Source organism: Rubrivivax sp. A210 (genome assembly GCF_904426505.1).
Lineage (GTDB): Bacteria > Pseudomonadota > Gammaproteobacteria > Burkholderiales > Burkholderiaceae_C > Rubrivivax.
Genome location: NZ_CAJGBN010000001.1, coordinates 304,340 through 322,540 on the forward strand (window position 1 = coordinate 304,340; position 18,201 = coordinate 322,540).

Below are 18,201 nucleotides of genomic sequence, written 5' to 3' on the forward strand. Positions count from 1 at the left end.
GCCCCGCACGCACGCCAAGTCGTTGATCTCGCTCGTGAGGAGCCAAGCGGCCCTCACTGCAGCACAAGCGCGGTGGCCTGGCTTTTCATGAATCGAGCGGCAGGGCCCGCCCCCCCACGCGGCGCCGCTACGATGCGCCCGCGCTCCAAGCCCGCCTGATCTGACGATGTCCGCCACCGCCCTCCTCACCGAAGCCACGGCCCGGCTCCGCCGCCAGGCCGAGGCCTTGACCCGCTTTGCGGCCCGCGGCCGTTTCGACGACGATGGGCAGCCATGGGACTGAAGGCCAGGATCAACCTCATCGTCGGCGCGCTGACCCTGCTCTTCGTCGTCGCGCTGCTGGCGATGCAGATGCGCGAGATGCGCGACTCGGTACACGAGGAAGTGGTGGCCGCCAACCGCGTTGCCGGGCAGCTGCTCAATCGCGCCGTCTGGGTCTACGCCTCGCGCGGCACGGTGGCGGTACGCGAGTTGCTGCAGGACCTGGGCCGCGTGCGCTCCAACGACATCACGCTGCTGAACAGCGCCGACGACGTGCTCTACCGCTCGCCCCCCTCGCCCTACAAGGCCGGCCGCGATGCCCCGGCCTGGTTCGGCTGGCTGCTGGCGCCGGTGCCCAGCGTGCAGGCCATCGCCCTGCCCGACGGCCGGCTCGAGGTGCGCGCCGACGCCTCGCGCGCCCTGCTCGACGCCTGGGACGACTTCAGCCGCATCGCCCTCGTCGCCCTCGTGCTGCTGGCGGTGGTGAACATGCTGGTGCTGGGGCTGGTGGGGCGCGCCGTGCGGCCCTTTGGCGAGATCGTGGCCGCGCTCAACCGGCTCGATGCCGGACGCCTGGATGTGGCCCTGCCGCCGCTGGCCGGCAGCGAGGCCGCGGCCCTGGGCGCCGCCTTCAACCGCATGGTGGCGCGGCTGCAGCAAGGCCTCGAGACCGAACGCCGCGCCGCACGCGCCGAGAGCGAACTGTCCGACAAGCGCGAGCTGGCGCGCTGGGTCGACCACCACGTCGAGCAGGAACGGCGCCTGATCGCACGCGAGCTGCACGACGAGCTGGGCCAATCGGTCACCGCCATGCGCAGCATCGCCCTGTCCATCGCCCAGCGCGAGCCGCCGCAGGATGCCCAGACGGTGCAGGCGGCGCGCCTCATCGCCGACGAGGCCTCGCGCCTGTACGACGCGATGCACGGCCTGATCCCGCGCCTGGCACCGTTGGTGCTGGATGCCCTGGGCCTGGAAGAGGCCCTGCATGACCTCGCCGAGAGCACCCGCCGCAGCCAGCCCGCGGTGCAGATAGTGACGACGATAGAGCTGGCCGCGGCGGCCCTGTCGCCCGATACCGCGCTGGCCCTCTACCGCTGCGCCCAGGAAGGCATCACCAATGCACTGCGCCACGGCCAGCCCAGGCGCATCCACCTGCGCGTGCAGGTGGCCGATGCCGAGGTGGCGCTGGATCTGGTCGACGACGGCCGCGGCCTGCCCGACCCGGCGCCGCGCCACCCCGCCCAGGCCGGCGGCTCACCGGGCCACCACGGACTGCGCTGGATGGCCGAGCGGGCCGCCGGCCTGGGCGGCAGCCTCAGCGTGCAGGCGGCCGTGCCAGCCGGCGTACACCTCAGGCTCGCCCTGCCGCTGCACGGGGCGGCGGACATCGAAGAAGGGGCCGGCCCATGATCCGCGTGATGCTGGTCGATGACCACGCGCTGGTGCGCATGGGCTTCTCCATGCTGCTGGCCAACAGCCAGATCGAGGTCGTGGCCGAGGCCGGCAGCGGCGAGCAGGCCTGCCAGGACTATGCCCGCGTGCAGCCCAACGTGGTGGTGCTCGACCTGTCGATGCCCGGCATGGGCGGTCTGGAGGCGCTGCGCCGCCTGCTGGCCCAGAACCCCAAGGCCCGCGTTCTGGTGCTGTCGGCGCACGAGGACACCGCCCATCCGCGGCGCGCGTTGCGCGCCGGCGCCCTGGGCTATCTGGCCAAGCGCAGCGCGCCCGAGGCCTTGATCACCGCGGTGAGCGCGGTGGCGCGGGGCGAGCGCTACCTCGACGCCCAGACCGCCCAGGCCCTGGCCGTGGCGCAGATCGATGGCGAGGCCTCGCCGGTGGACATGCTCAGCGAACGCGAGTTCGCGGTCTTCATCCAGCTCGCCCGCGGCCTTAGCGTGGCCCGCATCGCCGACAACCTCAAGCTCTCGACCAGCACCATCGGCACCCACCTGTACCACATCAAGCAAAAGCTCAAGGCCGGCAACCAGTCGGAGCTGACCTTGGTGGCGCTGCGCTGGGGCCTGATCGACGCCTGATGCGTGAGCCTGGGCCGGCGCAGCCCTCCCCGCACAATCACGAAATGCTGCACGACCCCCGGCGCCATCAGGCCCTGATCACCATCCCCTGGGACGAAGCCCGAGTGCGCGCGACCCTCTCCCGCATCGCCGCCGATGCCGAGAGCAGCCGCCTGCCGAGCGGCGGCTGGCCGCTGCATGTGCGGGATGTCGACCCCGCCGAAGACCCCGGCCTCATGCCCACGCCGCTGTACTTCGGCGCCATCGGCATGGTGTGGGCGCTGCGCTACCTGGGCGCCCAGGGCGCGGTGGTGCTGCGCCACGATCCGTTGGCGGGCGCGGACACCCTCCTGACCCACAGCCGCGCCTGGTCCAGGATCTGCGGCCAGGGCCAGCACGCCGCCTACCTGATGGGCGAGACGCCGCTGCTGATGATGATGGGGCACGACGAGGCGGTGGCGGCGCTGATCGAATCCAACACGGACCACCCCTCGCGCGAGCTGATGTGGGGCGCACCCGGCAGCCTGCTGGCGGCGCTCTTCATGCACAGGCGCAGCGGCCAGGCACGCTGGGCCGAGTTGTTTCGCCGCATCGCGGCAGGGATGTGGCAGACGTTGGAGGCATCACCCAGCCACGGCTGCTGCTGGACACAGGATCTCTACGGCCACCGCAGCCGCCTGCTCGGCGCGGCGCATGGCTTTGCCGGTGCCGCCGGCGCGGTGCTGCGCGGCCTGGACCTGCTCGACGGCGAAGCCCGCGCCGCCTGGCAGCACTGCATTGCCGCCACCGTGGCTTGCACCGCGGTGTGGGACGGAGACCGCGCCAACTGGCACGATGAGTTGGCCGACGGCGAGCCGCGGCCATGGAAGAAGTTGATGCAGTTCTGCCACGGCGCCCCGGGCCTGGTGATCGCGCTGGCCGATGGCGCCGATGCGGCGCTGGACGAAACCCTGCTGGCCGCCGGCCGCGCCATCTGGGCCGCCGGGCCGCTGGCCAAGGGCGCCGGCCTCTGCCATGGCACGGCCGGCAATGGCTATGCGCTGCTCAAGCTCTACGTCCGCACGCAAGACCCGCTGTGGCTGGAGCGCGCCCGCGCCTTCGCCATGCATGCCATCGTCCAAAGCGAGGCCGACGAGGTGCGGTACGGCGGCCTGCGCCGCTCGCTGTGGAACGGCGATGCCGGCCTGGCCATCTACCTGTGGGATTGCCTGGGCGGCCGAGCGCGATTTCCGACGCTGGACGTTTTCGATTGAGGCCGGCCGGGCCTGTCGTCCGGCTTCAACGAGCCTTGGTGTGCCTTGCGCGCATGGTGCGGTCCATGCGCTCCAGCGCCTGGTCGTCGATCAGCCGCGCCGCCAGCGGCAGCAGTTCGGACTCTTCGCGTGCGATGTGGCGGGCGTACAGCACCAGCAGCGGCTCCACCTCGGCCGGCGCGAGCGGCCTGGCCTCGCCCTCGGCCACCGCCTGCAAGGCCGGGCGCAGCCGCCGCCACATCGCCTCCATCTCGCGGTGCTCGCGCGTCAGCGCCTCGACCAGCTCGCGCAGGCAGGCGGCGTCAGAGCCAGACATCGATTCGACCAGAGCCGGAAAGAGATCAAGCTCTTCGTCGGCATGGTGCAAGGTGGAGGCTTCATCGAAGTGCTTCACCAGCGCGCGGGCCGCCTCGCACGCCTCGGCGTCGGCACCGTGGCCGGGCAGGTGGGCCACCAGCCAGCGCAGTGCGGTACACAGGCAATCGGCACGGTGGTGGCCGGCCGAGAGCATCTGCAGCGGCGCCAGTGCCGCGGCCACCGGCGAAGGCATGGGCTTGACCTGGCGTGGCATGCCCCAGGCTCCTAGCGCGGCGGCATGGCCACGGCTCGGCGGCGCGAGACCGGCGCAGCCACCGCCGCCAGCGCCGGCGGCGGGCTGATGTCGGCCAAGGTCACCCCGTCCAGTTCGTTGAAAAACCCCGCCAACGCGCGGCCGAACACAGCCTTCAGGCGGCAGGCCGGCGTGAGCGTGCAGCCATCGCTGGCGCTGTCGAAGCATTCGACGAGGCGGAAATCGGTTTCGCAATGGCGCACGACATCGCCGATGCGGATGTCCTCGGGCCGCGCCAGCAGGCGCAATCCGCCACCGCGGCCGCGCGTGGTCTCGAGCAGTCCGTGGCGGGCAAGGTCGTTGACCACCTTCATCAGGTGGTTCTTCGACACCTTGTGGCGCTCGGCCAACTCGGCAATGGTGACCAGGCGTTGCGGGTTGGCCGCGCAATACATCAGCACGCGCAGGCTGTAGTCGGTGAATTCGGCGAGTCTCATGGGGCCTGCTGAAGATGGGGCTATGGTAGGTCTTCGCCTGCCAGTGCTGCTACGGGTCCGGCCCGGGTCTGCAGGGCCCTGACCTGAGTAAGATTGCTCGCGACGCCCCGATTGCCGGGTGCCATGCCCGGGTCCTGCAGGATGCCACCGCCTCCGGCCCCGCCAGGCCCGCAACCAGAACCAGTCCCGGAGACCGCCGTGCCGCAGGATCTTCGCCTGACCCCGCCGCGCGGCGCCTGAGCGGCCATGGCTCCAGCCCGCATCCCGCCCATCCACTGCCTCGAGACCTTCGAGGCCGTCGCCCGCCTGCGCAGCGCGGCGCGTGCGGCCGAGGAGCTGTGCGTCACGCCCAGCGCCATCAGCCACCGCCTGCGCCAACTCGAGGCCCAGCTCGGCGCGCAGCTCTTCGCGCGTGCCGATTTCAGCCTCACCGCCACCGGCGAGTCCTACCTGGCGCGCGTGCGCCAGGGCCTGCAGGCGCTGCAGCTGGTGCCCGATGCGGCGCCGGGCGATGCGCCAGCGCGCATCAGGCTGGCGACCACGCCGACCTTCTCGCGCCAGGTGCTGCTGCCGCGGCTGGCGCTGTTCCGCCACGCCTTCCCCGAGGTCGAACTGGTGCTGCAGGTCTCGATCCCGCTGCTCAACGTCAAGGCCGAGGACGCCGACCTCGAGATCCGCTTCGGCACCGGGCCCTACGAGGGCGTGGAGCAGGTGCGCATCCTCAGCGACGAGATCTGCCCCGTCGCCAGCCCCGAGTACATCAACCAGGCCGGGCCTTTCGACGGCTTCGACAGCCGCGCCGCGGTGGGCCGCGCCCACCTGATACGCAGCACGCTCGAACCCTGGAGCACCTGGTTCCAGGCCTGCGGCATCGCCCTGCCCGAGCCCAAGGCCGGGGCCCAGTTCAACGATGCCGGCCTCGTCTTCGACGCCGCCGCGGCCGGCTTCGGCGTGGCCCTGATGCGGCTCAAGCTGGGCACGCCCTGGCTCACCGACGGCCGCCTGGTGCGCCTGTCGCCGCGCGCCGTGCCCTCGCCCCACCACCACTTCATCTGCTGGAAGCACGGCACGCTGGCACGCTGGGAATGCGCCGCCTTCGTCGACTGGCTGCAACAGGCGCTGAAGTAGCCCTGCAGGGCCGCGCGTGAAAAACATTCACGCGCGGCCAACAAAGCTTTCACGCCGCGGCGGGCGCGGCCAACAGACACTCGCTGCCGTTCCAGGCCCGGGCGGGCGCCACGCGATGGCAGCAGCACGGAGCCTTCCAAGAAACGTTCCCCAGGAGACAAGACATGGTCTGGCAGCAGGTATACGACCCCTTTGGCAACATGATCATTTCCACCGCGCTGGCCGCGATTCCGGTGGTGGTGATGCTGGTGTGCCTGGGCTTCCTCCATATCAAGGCCCACATCGCGGCCGGCCTGGGCCTGATCGCCGCCGTGCTGGTGGCCGTGCTGGCCTACGGCATGCCGCTGGACATGGCCGGGCGCTCCGCCGTGCTGGGCGGCCTCACCGGCCTGCTGCCGATCGGCTGGATCGTGCTCAACATCATCTTCCTGCAGCAGCTGGCCGAGCAGAACGGCACCTTCAAGATCCTGCAGGATTCGCTGTCGGGCATCACCGATGACCGCCGCCTGCAACTGCTGCTGATCGCCTTCTGCTTCGGCGCCTTCTTCGAGGGTGCGGCCGGCTTCGGCACGCCGGTGGCGGTGACCGCGGGCATCCTGATCGGCCTGGGCTTTTCGCCGCTGGCGGCCTCGGGCCTGAGCCTGATCGCCAACACCGCGCCGGTGGCCTTCGGTGCCCTGGGCACGCCGGTCATCACGCTGGCCAAGGTTCACGGCTACGACGTGATGGAAGTCAGCGCCATGATCGGCCGCCAGCTGCCCTTGTTCAGCCTGCTGGTGCCGTTCTGGCTGATCTGGGCCTTCGCCGGACGCAAGGCCATGTGGGACATCTGGCCGGCCATCCTGGTCACGGGCCTGAGCTTCGCGATCCCGCAATTCCTGGTGTCCAACTTCATCGGCCCCGAGCTGGTGGACATCATCGCAGCCATCGTCTCGATGATCTGCCTGGTGGCCTTCCTGCGCGTCTGGAAGCCCAAGACCGTGTGGACCTCGCCGTCGATGCGCGGCAACGATGCCAGCGCCAGCGAGGCCAAGCCGCCGCGGCCGGTGGTGTCGCACCCGCGCTCTGAACTGGTGCGCGCCTGGACGCCCTGGGCCATCCTCACCGTCTTCGTCTTCGTCTGGGGCCTGCCTCCGGTGAAGAACTTCCTCAACGGCCTGTTCGCGCCCAAGTTCCCCATCGAAGGCCTGCACAACCTGATCATGAAGGTGCCGCCGGTGGTGCCCACCCCGCACCCCGAGGCCGCGGTCTACACGCTCAACCTGCTTTCGGCCACCGGCACCGGCATCCTGCTGGCTGCCGTCATCGGCGCGCTGATCATGAACTACAAGGTGCTGGACATCGTCCGGACCTTCTTCCGCACCCTGGTGCTGGTGCGCTATTCGCTGCTGACCATCGTGCTGATGCTGGCCCTGGGCACGCTCACGCGCTTCTCGGGCACCGACACCACGCTGGGCCTGGCGTTTGCCAACACCGGCGTGTTCTATCCCTTCTTCGGCACCCTGATGGGCTGGATCGGCGTGGCCATGACCGACTCCGACACCGCCAGCAACGTGCTCTTCGGCGGCATGCAGAAGGTGGCGGCCGAGCAGCTGGGCCTGAGCCCCAACCTGATGGGTGCGGCCAACAGCTCGGGCGGCGTGATGGGCAAGATGATCGACGCCCAGAGCATCGTCGTGGCCAGCACGGCCACGCGCTGGTTCAACAAGGAAGGCCTGATCCTGCGCTTCGTGTTCTGGCACTCGCTGGTGCTGGCCTGCCTGGTGGGACTCTTCGTCACGCTCCAGGCCTACGTCTGGCCGTTCACGGCGATGGTGGTGCACTGAGCGGCGCGGCGCGACCATGAGCACCGCTGCGTACCAAGAACTGCAGCGGCGCCTGGCCGCGCTGCTGCCCGCCGAAAGGCTGATTACTGACCCGCTGCGCCGCCTGGCCTGGGGCACCGACGCCAGCTTCTACCGCCTGGTGCCCCAGCTGGTGGTGGTGGTCGACAGCGAGGCCGAATTGCTGGCGGTGGTGGCGCACTGCCGCGAGCTGAAGACGCCGCTGACCTTCCGCGCCGCCGGCACCAGCCTGTCGGGGCAGGCGCTTTCGGACTCGGTGCTGGTGATGCTGGGCGACGGCTGGCGCGGCTGCCGCGTCGGCGAGGGCGGCTGGACCATCTCGCTGCAGCCGGGTGTGATCGGCGCCACCGCCAACCGGCGCCTGGCGCCCTTTCACCGCAAGATCGGCCCCGATCCGGCGTCCATCGACGCCGCGATGATCGGCGGCATTGCCGCCAACAATGCCAGCGGCATGTGTTGCGGCACGGCGCAGAACAGCTACCGCACGGTGGAATCCATGCGCGTGGTGCTGGCCGACGGCAGCGTGCTCGACAGCGCCGATGCCGCCAGCCGCGCCGCCCTGGCCCGGCAAAGGCCCGAGCTGCTGGCCGGCCTGGCACAGCTGGTGGCCGACGTGCGCGCGGATGAGGCCCTGGCCGCGCGCATCCGCCACAAGTTCCGCATGAAGAACACCACCGGCTACAGCCTGAATGCGCTGGTGGATTACGAAGACCCTATCGATGTGCTGGTGCACCTGATGATCGGGTCGGAGGGCACGCTGGGCTTCATCAGCGAGATCACCTACCGCACCGTTGCCGAACACGCCCACAAGGCCAGCGCGCTGATCCTCTTCGGCGATCTGGGCGTCGCCTGCCATGCCGTGACCCTGCTGGAACGCCAGCCGGTCGACGCGGTGGAGCTGGCCGACCGCGCCGCGCTGCGCTCGGTGCAAGGCAAGCCCGGCCTGCCACCGGCGCTGGCGCAGATCGGCCCCGACGGCGCCGCGCTGCTGGTGGAGACGCGCGCTGCCGACGCCGCCACGCTGGCCCAACAAATCGCCGCCATCGAGGCCGGACTGGCCGGCCTGCAGACGCTGGAACCGCCGCGCTTCTCGACCGACGCGGCCGAATGCGCGCGCTACTGGGCCGTGCGCAAGGGCATGTTCCCGTCGGTCGGCGCGATGCGCGAGACCGGCACCACGGTGATCATCGAGGACGTGGCCTTCCCGGTCGAACGCCTGGCCGAGGCCACGCTGGACCTGCAGGCGCTGATGCGCGAGCACGGCTATGCCGAGGGCATCATCTTCGGCCACGCGCTGGCCGGCAACCTGCACTTCGTCTTCACCCAGGGCTTCGACGACCCCGCCGAGGTCGAGCGCTATGCCCGCTTCATGGACGCGGTGGCCGAGCTGGTGGTGGGCAAGTACGACGGCTCGCTCAAGGCCGAGCACGGCACCGGCCGCAACATGGCGCCCTTCGTCGAGATGGAATGGGGCGCCCAGGCCACCGCCTTGATGCGACGCATCAAGGCCTTGTTCGACCCCGAGGGCCTGCTCAACCCGGGCGTCATCCTCAACGCCGACCCGCGCGCCCACCTGCAGCATCTGAAGTCGCTGCCGGCCGCCGACAGCCTGGTGGACAAGTGCATCGAATGCGGCTTCTGCGAGCCGCGCTGCCCCTCGCGCGGGCTCACGCTGTCGCCGCGCCAGCGCATCGTCGGCTGGCGCGAGATCTCGCGCCTCGAGCGCCAGCCCGAGGGCGCCGCTGCAGCCGCCGAGCTGAAGGGCCTCTATGCCCACGCCGGCATCGACACCTGCGCCGCCTGCGGCCTGTGTGCCACCAGCTGCCCGGTCTATATCGAGACCGGCGAACTCATCAAGTCGCTGCGCGGCCGGCGCTCCGGCGCGGTCGCCAAACAGGTCGCCGAAGCGGCGGCCGGCAACTTCGGCGCCGCCAGCAGCGCGGTGCGCCTGGGCCTGGGCACGGCCGACCTGCTGCACGGCCTGCTGGGCACGGCGGCCATGCAGGGCGCCAGCGACGGCCTGCGCAAGCTCACCGGCAGCCCGAAGTGGAGCCCGACGCTGCCTCGGCCCGTGCATTTCGTGCCGCCGCGCAAGGCCGCGCCCGGCCCCGCCAAGGCCGGCGAGCGCATCGTCTACTTCCCCAGTTGTTCGGCGCGCAACATGGGCCCGCAGCGCGGCGACGGCCCGATCCAGGCCCTGCCCGAGATCGCCGAGCGCCTGTTCCGCAAGGCTGGCTTCGAAGTTGTCTATCCGGCGCGGCTTGACGGCCTGTGCTGCGGCCAACCCTTCGAAAGCAAGGGCCAGATGGCCGCCGCCGATGCCAAGGCGGCCGAGCTTGAGGCGGTGCTGATGGAGGCCAGCGAGGGCGGGCGCCTGCCCATCGTCTTCGACACCAGCCCCTGCAGCCACCGCATGCAGCGCTTCCTGGGCGGGCGGCTGGCGGTGCAGGACAGCGTCGAGTTCCTGCACGACCAGGTGCTGCCGCGGGTGGACATCGCGCCGCAGGCCGAGCCGGTGGCCGTGCATCCGGTGTGCAGCGTGCGCAAGATGGGCACGGCGGACAAGCTGTACGCCGTGGCCGCGCGCTGCAGCGCCCAGGTGGTGAAGGTCGACGAGGTGCAGTGTTGCGGCTTTGCCGGCGACAAGGGCTTCAGCCACCCCGAGCTGAACGCCCATGCGTTGCGCCACCTGAAAGCGGCATTGCCGACGGGCTGCGGTTCGGGTGTCTCGTCCAGCCGAACCTGCGAGATCGGGCTTTCTCAGCACGCGGGAATGCCTTACCGCTCGCTGATCCAGCTCGTCGATGCCTGCGCCAGTCCGCGCCGCTAAGAAAGGGTTAAGCGCCAGCCACTACAGTACGGCCCTGCAAAATCCGCACCGTACCGCGTCGCCAATGACATCCAATTCCGCGAAAACTACCGCTTCCGGCACCTCCGTGCTGGAGCGTCTCAAGGGCCAGCTGGCCCAGATCGATGCCCTCATCAAGGAAGGCGTGCTCACCGGCGCCGCGGCCCAGCATGCACGCCAGGCGCTCGAACAGCAGATCCTGGCCCAGGTGACGGGCGCACCCGCAGGGGCGGCGGCCGTCGCCGCCCAGCGGCCTTCGTCGGTGCTCATCGGTGCTGTCGCCGGCTTCGTGTTGCTGGTGGGCCTGCTGGGCTATGCCTGGCGCGGCAACCACGAGGGCCTGTGGATCGCCCCCGGCGACACCGCCGGCGCCACGCCCACGGCCGAGGGCCACGCCACCGGCAATGCCGAGATCGAGGCCTTGATCGCCAAGCTGCAAGAGCGCCTGAAGGCCAAGCCCGACGACGCCGAGGGCTGGTCGATGATGGGCCGCAGCTACACGGCACTGTCGCGCCACGCCGAGGCCTTGGCGGCCTACAAGCGCGTCATCGAGCTGCGCCCCAAGGACGCCCAGGCCCTGGCCGACTATGCCGACGGCATGGCCGTGGTCAACAACCGCAGCCTCGAAGGCGAGCCCGAAAAGCTGGTGCAACAGGCCCTGGCGCTGGACCCGGCCAATGTGAAGGCGCTGTCGCTGGCCGGCACCGCCGCCTACAACCGCAGCGATTTCAAGGGCGCGGCCACGATGTGGGAGCGCGCCGTCAAGGCCAGCGACCCGGCCGAGGAGTTCACCCAGCAGTTGCAGGGCGCGCTGAACGCGGCGCGCGAGCGCGCCGGCCTGAGCCCGGCACCCGCGACGGCTGCCGCGCCGCCGGCCCAGGCCGCGCCCGCCACGGCCGAAGCCGCCGCGCCCGCCGCGGCGGCCAATGCCTTCGTTTCCGGGCGCGTGAGCCTGGGCGCTGCCGCCAAGGGCCAGGTCGGGCCCGACGACACCGTCTTCATCTTTGCGCGCGCACCCAGCGGCTCGCGCATACCGCTGGCCCTGCTGCGCAAGCAGGTGCGTGACCTGCCGCTGGATTTCCGCCTCGACGACAGCCTGGCCATGAGCCCGGCGGCCCGCCTCTCGGGCTCGCCCCAGGTGGTGGTGGGTGCGCGCATCAGCAAGAGCGGCTCCGCCGTTCCTGCCCCCGGCGACTGGCAGGTGGCCAGCGATCCCGTGGCCCTGGGCACCCAGGGCCTGAAACTCGAGATCGCCAACCCCGTGCGCTGAGCGATGAAGCTGTTGCTCGTCGAGGACGACGCGCGCCTGGCCGGCGCCGTGCGCACCTGGATGGGCCACGGCGGCATCGAGGTCGAGTGGATCACGCTCGGCCGCGAGATCGAGCCGGCGCTGCGCCAGGGCGGCTTCGACTGGGTCGTGCTCGACCTCGGCCTGCCCGACATCGACGGCGAGACCGCACTGCAAGGCCTGCGCGCGGCCGGCTACGAGCTGCCGGTGCTGGTGATGACCGCACGCGAGCAGGTCAAGGACCGCGTGCGCCTGCTCGATCTGGGTGCCGACGACTTTCTCGTCAAGCCGGTCCACCTGGACGAGCTGGCGGCGCGGCTGCGCGCGGTGCAGCGCCGCCAGGGCACGCGTGCCTCCGAGCCAGTGCTGCGCCATGGCGGACTCACCATGATGATGGCCAGCCGCACGGTCTCGGTCGACGGCAGCTACGTCGCGCTCACCAACCACGAGTTCACCCTGCTCGAGGCGCTGCTGCGCCGGCGCGGCAGCGCGGTCTCGCGCGACCAGCTGCTGCAGGCCCTGGGCGCCGCGCCCGACGAGGCCGTGGGCAATGCAGTCGATGTCCACGTCCACCATCTGCGGCGCAAGCTCGGCGCCGGCCTCATACGCACCGTGCGCGGCGTCGGCTACACCCTGGGGCCGGCGGGCTGATGGCCGCCCGCTGGTCGCTGCGCGGGCGACTGCTGGGCATCGCGGCCACCTGCTGCGCGCTGTCCTGGCTGGCTGGCGGCGCGGCCATCTACGTCGTCGTCGAGCGCGAAGACGCCCTGCTCTTCGATGAGCGGCTCAAGGACGTGGCGCAGACCGTGCTGGTCTTTGCCGACCACGAGCTGATGGAGATCGCCGCGCTGGGCGGCAGCATCCCGGCCTACATCGACACCGACGCCACCGCGGGCGGGCGCTACTGGTACCGCATCTGGTCGGGCGAGGGCCGGCTCATCCTGTCCAGCCACAACGTCCCCGCCGGCGCCACCGCCGCCCCGGCCAACGCCTCCGGCCTCGCCACGCTCGCGCTGGACGGCCAGGCCTACCGCATCGCGACAGTGGTGGGGCCGACGCAGAAGTTCAGCATCCAGGCCGGCGAGCCCATCTCGCGCCGCCGCCTGCTGGCCGATGTCTTCAGCGGCTACCTGCTCTACGGCGTGCTGTTGTCGGCCGCCGCGCTGGCGCTGATGAGCCTGCTGCTGACCCGCCTGGCCCTGCGCCCGCTGCAATGCACCACCGACGAGATCGCCAGCCGCGGCCCCGGCGACCTGCGCCCGGTGCCGCGCGGGCGCGAGCCGCTGGAGCTGGCGCCGGTGCTGCAGGCCGTCAATCAGCTGATGCACCGCGTCGATGTGGCGCTGCGCAGCGAGCGTCAGTTCGTCTCGGCGGCGGCGCACGAGCTGCGCACACCGCTGTCGGGCATGCGCGCCCAGGCCCAGCTGGCAGCCCATCCGCGCACCAGCACCGGCGACCGCAACCAGGCGCTGCAGGCAGTGCAGGACAGCGTCGACCATGCCGCCCACCTGGTGAGCCAGCTGCTCGACCTGGCGCGCAGCGACGCCCTGGCCGGCGATCCGGTGCGCCTGGCCAGCGAGCGCGAGACGGTGGAACTGCGCACCCTGGTCGAGGCCGTGATGGGCGAGCTGGGCCCGCAGGCAGCCGAGCGCGGCGTGCGCATCGAGCTGCGCCTGGCGCTGGACCGCCTCAGCGGCTCGGCCTTCGGCCTGCAGCTCATCCTGCGCAACCTGCTGGCCAATGCGGTGGCCCACGCAGCCGGCGAGGGGCCGGTGTTCGTTGGCACGCGCCTGACGGACGATGGCCATGCCGTGCTCTGGGTGGCCGACAACGGCCCCGGCATCCCCGCCGCCGAGCGCGCACGCTGCTTCGAGCGCTTCCACCGCGGCAAGGGCAACGCCACGCCCGGCTGCGGCCTGGGCCTTTCCATCGTCAAGGCCCTGGCCGACGCCCACGACGCCGAGGTGCGCCTGGGTCAGGCCGACAGCGGCGGCCTGCTCGCCGAGGTGGTGTTTCCACCGCGCTGAGCCGGCTCAGGCCTTGCCGAACTTGGTCTCGAACGAAATGCCGATGGAGCGCAGCAGCGGCGTCGGCAATTCGCCGCCGGCACAGATGATGACGTGGTCGTTGGGCAGGGTGGCCTCGCTGCCGTCGGCAGTTTGCAGCGTCGCCGTCTGGGCATCGATGCGCAAGACGTGCGACTTCAGCAGCGTGCGAATGCTGCCCTCGCGCACGCACCCTTCCAGCGCCAGGCGGTTCTTCTCCTTGCCGCGCGAGAAGGCCTCGCCGCGGTAGCACAGCGTCACCGTGGTGCCCGGTTCGGCTGCCAGCGCCACCGCGGCCTCGACCGCGCTGTCGCCGCCGCCCACCACCAGCACCGCGTGGCCGCGGTACTGCTCGGCATCGACCAGGCGGTAGACCACCTTGGCCTGCTGCTCGCCGGGCACGCCCAGCTTGCGCGGCGTGCCGCGCCGGCCCAGGGCCAGCAGCACCGACTGCGTGTGGTAGCTGCCCAGGCTGGTGAGCAACTCGTAGGTGCCGTCGGCGCGCAGCTTCAGGCCCTCGAAGCGCTCGTTGTAGTGGATCTCGAGCCGGGTCTTGCCGACGATGTCGTGCCAGAAGGCGAGCAGCTTCTCCTTCTGCACCTCGGCGCCCAGGCGCACCGTGCCGATCAGGTCCAGGGTCACCGGGGCCGTCATCGCCAGCTTGTGGCGCGGGTAGTGGTAGACCGAGCCACCGAGAGAATCCTCCTGCTCGACGAGGCGGTAGCGCAGCTGGTGGTGGATGGCACTCAAGCCGGCCGACAGCCCGGCCGGCCCGGCGCCGATGATCACCACGTCCAGTGGCGCCGCGTGGCTGTTGGCGGCGCGCTTGCGCACGCCGGCCATGGCCTGGCGGCCCTGCTCGGCAGTCTTGCGGATCAGGCCCATGCCGCCCAGTTCGCCGGCGATGAAGACGCCGGCCACATTGGTCTCGAAGTCGGCGCTGATGTGGGGGATGTCGATGCCGCGCTTCTCGGTGCCGAAGACCAGGCTCAAGGCCTGCACCGGACAGGCCGAGAAGCAGGCGCCGTGGCCTATGCAGGCCGAGGCATTGACCAAGGTGGCCAGGCCGTCGACCACGCCCAGGGCCTTTTCGGGGCAGGCCCTGGCGCAGGCGCCCGAGCCCATGCAGCGGTCGGGGTCGACCACCGGATGCAGCGAGGGCGGCTCGTTGAGCCCCGACTTCTGCGCGATGCGCAACTGCGCCTCGGCGCGGCGCAGGCGGCGCTGCCTGCGCACCACATGGAGCAGCACGGCCAGCGCCATCAGCGCGATATAGGGCAGCAGGTAGAGATTGGATTCCATGGCCACAGAACGATCTTCGGCCGGCGAGTGTGGCAGGCCGAAGCCTTTCCCGTAAGGACTGTAATGCGGCGTTGCAGCATTCGTCGAATCTTAAGAAACGCCACCCCGCCGCGCCCAGAATGATCGAGCGGAAAGGCGGCGGGCAGGCTCTGAAAAGGCCTCCAGCCAGCCGGTGTTTCTGCCGATGGGGACCTCATGTCAGATCACGCGATAGCCGCCTACCCCTCGCCGTCCGCAAGCGCGCCGGCGGCCCCCGGCATCAGCCGTGCGCTGCAGGACGCCGAGCATTCCGGCCACCACGGCGGCGTGCGCGAGGTTTTTCTCTACCTGATGCTGGCAGCCCTGCTGGTGGCAACCTGGTTGTTCACGCGGCTGCAGCTCTACACCACGCAGTCCGACACCGCCTACTGGCTGGGCGTGGCCGGCGGTGTCAGCATGCTGCTGCTGTTGAGCTACCCCATGCGCAAGTACCTGCGCTTCATGCAGCGCCTGGGCAAAGCCAGGCTGTGGTTCCTGGCTCACATTCTTCTTGGACTGACTGGACCGCTGTTGATCCTGCTTCACTCCAATTTCGAGATCAACTCCCTCAATGCCGGCGTGGCCTTCTACTCGATGTTCATCGTCGCTGTCAGCGGCATTGCAGGGCGATTTCTCTATGTGCGCCTGCACCGCAATGTCAACGGCGTCTCGCTGGGGCTTGACCAGCTGCGCGAGCGCCTGGTCGCCAGCAACACCGGCGCCGTGCGCCTGCGCTTCGCGCCGCATGTGGTCGAGCGCTGCCGCGAGTTCGAGCGCCAGGCGCTGGAACAGCGCATCGTCACCGGCGCCGAGATCGGCCGCGCCATGGTGCTGCTGCCCTGGCTGCGCTGGCGCGCCTCGGCCTGGTGCAATGCCGAACTGCGCCGCCGCCTGGTGGCCGTGGCCCATACCGAGGGCTGGACACGGCGCCAGCTGCAGGGTCGCCATCGCGCGGCGCAGCGACTGGTCGATTCCTACCTGGGCAGTGCCCAGAACGTGGCCATGTTCAGCGCCTGGGCGCGGCTGTTCTCGTGGTGGCATGTGGCGCACACGCCCTTCGTCTACCTGCTGTTCCTGAGCGCCATCGTGCACGTGATCGCTGTACACGCCTACTGAAGCCGTGCCCACCTGGCCCTTTATGCGGCGCCTTCTCGCCGCGCTGGCCCTGCTGTGGGCCGGCGCGCTGCCGGCCCAGACCATCGAATCAGTGCTGGCGCCCGGCCTCGTGATCCAGGGCCACGTCAAGACCGAGCACGACTGCAAAGCCTGCCATGTGCGCTTCGAGCGCAATGCCCAGGACGGCCTGTGCCTGGCCTGCCACAAGGACGTGGGCGAAGACATCCGCCTGCACAAGGGCTGGCACGGGCGGCGCGACGCCAAGCAGCAGGCCCAGCCCTGCCGCGCCTGCCACACCGACCACAAGGGCCGCGCCGCCCAGGTGGCGGCCTTCGACCAGCGCCAGTTCGACCACCGCGCCACCGATTTCGAACTGCACGACAAGCATGCCGGCGTCGAATGCGCCAAATGCCATCTGCCGGCCAAGCGCTGGCGCGAGGCGCCCCTGGCCTGCAATGGCTGCCACGCCAAGGACGATGTACACAAGGGCGGCCTGGGCGCCAAGTGCGAGGACTGCCACGACGCCAAGGACTGGAAGAAGGCCATCTTCGACCACGCCAAGACGCGCTTTCCGCTGGTCGACAAGCACGAGGCCGCCAAGTGCGAGGCCTGCCATGCCCAGGCCCGCTACAAGGACACGCCGCGCACCTGCATAGGCTGCCACCGCAAGGAAGACGAGCACAAGGGCCGCTACGGCGAACGCTGCGAAGCCTGCCACGGCGCCAAGGCCTGGAAGCCGTCGAGCTTCAACCACGACGCCGACACCAAGTACCCGCTGCGCGACAAGCACCGGGCCGTCAAGTGCAGCGCCTGCCACACCGGCACGCTCTATGTGCAGAAGCTGGGCAGCGCCTGCGTGGACTGCCACCGCAAGGACGACAAGCACGAGGGCACGCTGGGCAACAAGTGCGCCGACTGCCACGGCGAGCGCAGCTGGAAGGATCCGGCCAAGAGCTTCGACCACGACAAGTCGCGCTTCCCGCTGCTGGGCGCCCACATCAAGACGCCGTGCAAGGACTGTCACGCCGACCCGCTGTACCGCAACACGCCCAGCGACTGCATCGCATGCCACCGCAAGGACGACCGCCACAAGGGCAACCTGGGCCCCAAGTGCGGCGACTGCCACGGCGAGGTGAACTGGAAATCGGTACCGGGCCGCTTCGATCACGCGCGCACCAAATTCCCGCTGCGCAACGCCCACGCGGCGAAAGCAGTCGCCTGCCACGACTGCCACGAGACGCTGAAGGACTACAAGGGCACGCCCACGGCCTGCGTCTCCTGCCACCGCCGCGACGACCGCCACGAGGCCACGCTGGGCACGCGCTGCGAGCAGTGCCATACCGACGTCAACTGGAAGGTGGCCCGCTTCGACCATGGCAAGACGCGCTTCGCGCTGGCCGGCGGCCACGCCGTCGTGGCCTGCCGCGACTGCCACAAGACGCTGCGCTACAAGGAGGCGCCCAGCGATTGCCTGGCCTGCCACCGCAAGGACGACAAGCACAAGGCGACGCTGGGCGCGGCCTGCCAGAACTGCCACAACGTGCGCGCCTGGACGCTGTGGGATTTCGACCACGCGCGCACCAAGTTCAAGCTCGAAGGGCGCCATCCCAAGGTGGCCTGCACCGCCTGCCATGCCCAGCCGGCGCCGGCGGGCAAGCCCATCGCCGCGGTGGGCAGCGACTGCCTGGCCTGCCACCGCAAGGACGACCGCCACGAGGGCCGCTTCGGCCGCCGCTGCGAGCAGTGCCACAGCGCCGACAGCTGGCGCCAGTTGCGCAAGGCCGGGGCCGCGCGCTGAGGGCGTGCGGTTGCAGATTAAGCGCGGTTTAACGCGGGCCGCCAGCGGCCCCGCAGACTGATTCAAAGACAGGCCGAACGACCGCCAGGGGGCGGCCGTCGGGCGCAAGCCGGGGCTGTTGGCCAGGGGCTGGGGGAAATCCGATGATGAAGAGGCAAGCGGGCATCCAAACCGCGGCCACGCGGCACAAGGCAGGGCCGGACGCGGTCTGCTGCCAGGGTGCCGGCCACACGAATGT

Annotated in this window: 14 protein-coding genes; 11 read left to right on the top strand and 3 right to left on the bottom strand. The window is 70.6% G+C overall.

The features are described 5' to 3' along the window. Positions 1 to 273: 273 nt before the first annotated feature. Genes JMV16_RS01335 through JMV16_RS01345 form a run of 3 tightly spaced genes read left to right on the top strand, consistent with a single transcriptional unit; the run spans position 274 to position 3,529 of the window. Positions 274 to 1,671, top strand: coding sequence for a HAMP domain-containing protein (locus JMV16_RS01335; protein WP_201492348.1), 1,398 nt, complete (start codon positions 274 to 276; stop codon positions 1,669 to 1,671). Continuing rightward, positions 1,668 to 2,297, top strand: a complete 630-nt coding sequence (locus JMV16_RS01340) for a response regulator transcription factor (RefSeq protein ID WP_201492349.1) — start codon at positions 1,668 to 1,670, stop codon at positions 2,295 to 2,297. Before JMV16_RS01335 ends, JMV16_RS01340 begins: the two co-directional genes overlap by 4 nt. A gap of 44 nt (positions 2,298 to 2,341) precedes the next feature. Beyond that, a complete protein-coding gene (locus JMV16_RS01345) occupies positions 2,342 to 3,529 on the top strand; it encodes a lanthionine synthetase C family protein (RefSeq protein ID WP_201492350.1) in 1,188 nt (395 codons plus the stop codon). A gap of 25 nt (positions 3,530 to 3,554) precedes the next feature. Here the strand turns inward: JMV16_RS01345 and JMV16_RS01350 are convergent, their stop codons facing one another. Next, the gene (locus JMV16_RS01350) at positions 3,555 to 4,100 is read right to left on the bottom strand and encodes a hemerythrin domain-containing protein (RefSeq protein WP_236580301.1); all 546 of its coding nucleotides are present in this window, start codon (positions 4,098 to 4,100) and stop codon (positions 3,555 to 3,557) included. An 11-nt stretch (positions 4,101 to 4,111) separates the two neighbouring features. Next, positions 4,112 to 4,576 (bottom strand): Rrf2 family transcriptional regulator, encoded by a 465-nt coding sequence (locus JMV16_RS01355; protein ID WP_201492351.1) that lies wholly within the window; start codon positions 4,574 to 4,576, stop codon positions 4,112 to 4,114. 246 nt (positions 4,577 to 4,822) lie between these two features. Here JMV16_RS01355 and JMV16_RS01360 point away from each other — a divergent pair, with 246 nt between their 5' ends. From JMV16_RS01360 to JMV16_RS01385, 6 genes are all read left to right on the top strand, one after another. Further along, entirely contained in the window at positions 4,823 to 5,704 is an 882-nt protein-coding gene (locus tag JMV16_RS01360; protein ID WP_201492352.1) for a LysR substrate-binding domain-containing protein, read from the top strand. A 164-nt stretch (positions 5,705 to 5,868) separates the two neighbouring features. Then, complete coding sequence (locus tag JMV16_RS01365; RefSeq protein ID WP_201492353.1) at positions 5,869 to 7,530, top strand: L-lactate permease; 1,662 nt, start codon at positions 5,869 to 5,871, stop codon at positions 7,528 to 7,530. A gap of 16 nt (positions 7,531 to 7,546) precedes the next feature. Further along, positions 7,547 to 10,378, top strand: coding sequence for an FAD-binding and (Fe-S)-binding domain-containing protein (locus JMV16_RS01370; RefSeq protein WP_201492354.1), 2,832 nt, complete (start codon positions 7,547 to 7,549; stop codon positions 10,376 to 10,378). A 64-nt stretch (positions 10,379 to 10,442) separates the two neighbouring features. After that, positions 10,443 to 11,666 (top strand): c-type cytochrome biogenesis protein CcmI, encoded by a 1,224-nt coding sequence (gene ccmI, locus JMV16_RS01375; RefSeq protein ID WP_201492355.1) that lies wholly within the window; start codon positions 10,443 to 10,445, stop codon positions 11,664 to 11,666. A gap of 3 nt (positions 11,667 to 11,669) precedes the next feature. Next, positions 11,670 to 12,335, top strand: coding sequence for a response regulator (locus JMV16_RS01380; RefSeq protein ID WP_201492356.1), 666 nt, complete (start codon positions 11,670 to 11,672; stop codon positions 12,333 to 12,335). Continuing rightward, entirely contained in the window at positions 12,335 to 13,711 is a 1,377-nt protein-coding gene (locus JMV16_RS01385; protein WP_201492357.1) for a sensor histidine kinase, read from the top strand. Before JMV16_RS01380 ends, JMV16_RS01385 begins: the two co-directional genes overlap by 1 nt. A gap of 6 nt (positions 13,712 to 13,717) precedes the next feature. Here the strand turns inward: JMV16_RS01385 and JMV16_RS01390 are convergent, their stop codons facing one another. Further along, positions 13,718 to 15,031 (bottom strand): NAD(P)-binding domain-containing protein, encoded by a 1,314-nt coding sequence (locus JMV16_RS01390; protein ID WP_236580302.1) that lies wholly within the window; start codon positions 15,029 to 15,031, stop codon positions 13,718 to 13,720. A gap of 195 nt (positions 15,032 to 15,226) precedes the next feature. Between JMV16_RS01390 and JMV16_RS01395 the strand changes: the two genes are divergently transcribed. Both JMV16_RS01395 and JMV16_RS01400 read left to right on the top strand, forming a co-directional pair. Continuing rightward, the gene (locus tag JMV16_RS01395) at positions 15,227 to 16,165 is read left to right on the top strand and encodes a hypothetical protein (RefSeq protein WP_201492358.1); all 939 of its coding nucleotides are present in this window, start codon (positions 15,227 to 15,229) and stop codon (positions 16,163 to 16,165) included. 22 nt (positions 16,166 to 16,187) lie between these two features. Beyond that, entirely contained in the window at positions 16,188 to 17,963 is a 1,776-nt protein-coding gene (locus tag JMV16_RS01400) for a cytochrome C (RefSeq protein ID WP_201492359.1), read from the top strand. The last annotated feature ends 238 nt before the right edge of the window (positions 17,964 to 18,201 follow it).